Below are 972 nucleotides of genomic sequence, written 5' to 3'. Positions count from 1 at the left end.
CAGAACGGATCTTCTGGGTGAACGCCCACGAGGTGAACTGGACTCCATGATCAGCGTGGACGATGCCCCCTGCGGCAGGTTTTCGCGCGCGAAGCGCCATGTCGAGGGCATTCACCACAAGGGTTGAGTCTTGTTTGGAATCGATCGCCCATCCCACGATCTTCCGGCTACACGCGTCAAGCACCGCCGCGCAGAAAACCTTTCCTTCCCGCGTCGGATGCTCCGTGATATCCGTCACCCAGAGCTCGTCCGGCGACAGCCGGTGGAACTTGCGATGCACGAGATCATCAGCAGTAGCCACGCCTTTCAGCCGTTTACCCGAGTCGGGCCCGGAAGCCCGCACATCGCGCTCTTTGTCATCAGTACTGAGATCAGCCGACTCGAACACGGTATCTCCATCCCGATGGTGAGCTCAGCGTGGATACGCCGGTAGCCATAGGTACCACGCGAAGCCGTGTGAATTTCACGAATCAGACCTGTGAGCCACTGCCTCCGCAATTGCGTGGCGCTCGTGGGACGCTTCCGGTATCTGTAATAGCCCTGCCGAGAGACCCCCATAAGTCGGCAGCAGGTCTCTACGGGTGCCCCGGCATCGACGAGACGGTCGATCACCGGGTGCGCCCTTTGGGTCAACGCGCTCCTCCTCGGCGAGCCATTTCGACGCCAGTTTCACGATCTTAAGCTCTTGCTCGAGCTGCCTGATCCGGCCTCGTGCTGCTCGCAGCTGCGCGTCTTCGCTGGTAGATCTACCGGGCCTGCGACCATTATCGATATCGTCTTGACGGAGCCAGGAATGAAGAGTGACCTCGTGGATGCCGAGATCCGCAGCGGTTTGCTTGGCCTGTCGGCCCTCGCGGACGAGCGCGATCGCACGTTCACGGAACTCTGGTGGGTAGGGGCGTGGCATGTTGTGAGCCTTTCATGAAGGCCATCGGCTAGCTACCCCGAGTGGAAACCAAACTGTAGGTCAGG

Annotated in this window: 1 pseudogene; it reads right to left on the bottom strand. The window is 60.4% G+C overall.

The window, feature by feature from the left end:
* Nucleotides 1-907, bottom strand: a pseudogene (locus tag C795_RS17885) (IS3 family transposase); the annotation flags it as partial.
* Between the last annotated feature and the right edge of the window lie 65 nt (nucleotides 908-972).

It is taken from the genome of Leucobacter salsicius M1-8 (assembly GCF_000350525.1).
In the GTDB taxonomy this organism is placed as follows: Bacteria; Actinomycetota; Actinomycetes; order Actinomycetales; family Microbacteriaceae; genus Leucobacter; species Leucobacter salsicius.
This window is presented reverse-complemented; position numbering and strand designations above follow the sequence as displayed.